General features: G+C 38.4%; 2 protein-coding genes. One reads left to right on the top strand and one right to left on the bottom strand.

Translation table 11 applies throughout. From position 1 onward, the window contains the following. A partial coding sequence (locus F6K13_RS31270; protein WP_287289595.1) for a transposase occupies nucleotides 1-673 on the bottom strand: 673 nt, incomplete at its 3' end. Nucleotides 674-802: 129 nt separating this feature from the next. Here F6K13_RS31270 and F6K13_RS31265 point away from each other — a divergent pair. Beyond that, nucleotides 803-1856: hypothetical protein (locus F6K13_RS31265; RefSeq protein ID WP_287289593.1), on the top strand; the 1054-nt coding region annotated here is incomplete at its 3' end.

The following is a 1856-nucleotide window of genomic DNA, read 5'->3' as shown; positions in this document are numbered from 1 at the left end:
TCCACTGATTAATACTTTTAATTCTTTTGCCATCAATCAAGAATTGATGCCCATCAGTATCGATACAAGCGCACAAGTTATCAACTCCCAAATCCAAAGCCATAGCATTATTGGTATCTACAGATGTTTCTATTTTTTCGTCTTCATAGATGTACTCAATCTCAAACCACCGAGCCGAGTACTTCGGATGTATTCGTACCTCCTTGATTTTCTTATCCTTGAGTCTTTCTGGCAGTTGAATCTTAACTTCACCATATTCCTTTTTAAACTCACGAGACATGGGAATAGCAAATATTCCATTCTTGAGCCTAATTCGAGGAATAATCAAAGGGAAATATCCTTCTTTTGGCAGATATCTAAGCAGTTGCGGTTTTTGGTCGCAACGTCCGATACGAATAGCTTTAAGCAGTCCCAAGAAAGAACGCATACTTCTATCAACCACTTTCATAGTCTGTTGAGCAATATCAGTATTAAGCAACTGATAATTATCATTGGACTTGCAGAGATGATAGTTAGATTCATAGCTCAGGCGTTTTCTTTCATTAAAGAAATACTGCCTAGATTCGTACAATGCCACGTTAAAAAGATTCTTACTCAAGCGACACAAAGCAGTCAGGGCTTTAAATTCCTGATGGCTAAGTCTTCTAAGTTGATTCTTTTGAGTGGCGTACATTTTGTTAATTCACTAGGTAACTAGATTATAGCGAATTACTGAGTAAAACGTCTTACTCATGGCTAAAGCCATTTAACCATTGTTCCTCTCCGCAGCACGAAGCGCAGGAGTTTCCCAATTACGTATCTCATGATTAAGTTTGAAGGATTAGGACTTAAAAGCGCATCTGATAATTGTCGCGGTAGCTTGTTCGCCTATAAAGAACCGTCCACGGACGATCTTGGAATTGAATATCAGTATCAATCTACAGAAGTTATTAACCGCAATTCCACAATAGTTTGCGAACCTATTCCAGTATTTTTAAGAAGATATAATATCTCTGGTGATGTTACTTTCTCGCGATCGCTGGAAGACGATCCCACCGCATCCTTAGAAATCAAAGTACCTGAAAAATTAGCCGATAGCTTAAGGCTGGCACTGCCCAATGGAACAAAAGTTAACTTATTTGGTTTGGCTTTTAGGACTACTGGGTTCAGCCTTGAATTAAACCCAGAAATAGGCTTTATCACCGCGAATATAGAGTTATCGGGAATCCATGCAGCTTACGGCACTCCTTCTCGAAATCCTTTAGATACACCAGTAGAAATTAAAAGTGATTGCAAACGGGATGGCTGGCAAAGTATTTTCAGTATTGCTAGTCGTTCGGGTGCTAAATACAGGGGTAAACCTATTAGTTTATTTGTTCCAAAGGGGCAATCATCGCTCGCTACAATCACTACAAGACAGTTATTCGATAGAGCCGTAATTAATAATCAGTTCCTATATTATTCGCACCCTGAATATGTTGAAGCAAGAGACTGGGGGAAGACTCAAAAACATATATTTGACACTAATAACTATTACAGAATCAACAATAAAGATTATGGCGGTTCTGGAGCATTTTCAAGCAATCAATTACAACTAGGGGTTGAATACTCTAATTTAGAGGCTCGATTGGCTAATATCGAGCAAATCACCAAGACCGAAGAATCAGAAATAACAGAAAGATGGATATATAAAAACGCAAAAAGCCTCGTGGATTGCCAGACACCCGCAATCCCTATATCGGTTGGCGAACAGATATATATACTCAAAAACCCCACAGCAGAAATATTAAAAAATCCTAGTTTAGCTTTCGATGCGAATAGTTTTACTAAAACTGCTATTTGTATCAAAGAACGCAATGGCACAGAAATTTCTAGGA

It is taken from the genome of Okeania sp. SIO2B9 (assembly GCF_010672505.1).
Lineage (GTDB): Bacteria > Cyanobacteriota > Cyanobacteriia > Cyanobacteriales > Microcoleaceae > Okeania > Okeania hirsuta.
Note: the sequence above shows the minus strand (reverse complement) of the source record. Positions and strands in the feature narration are given on the sequence as shown.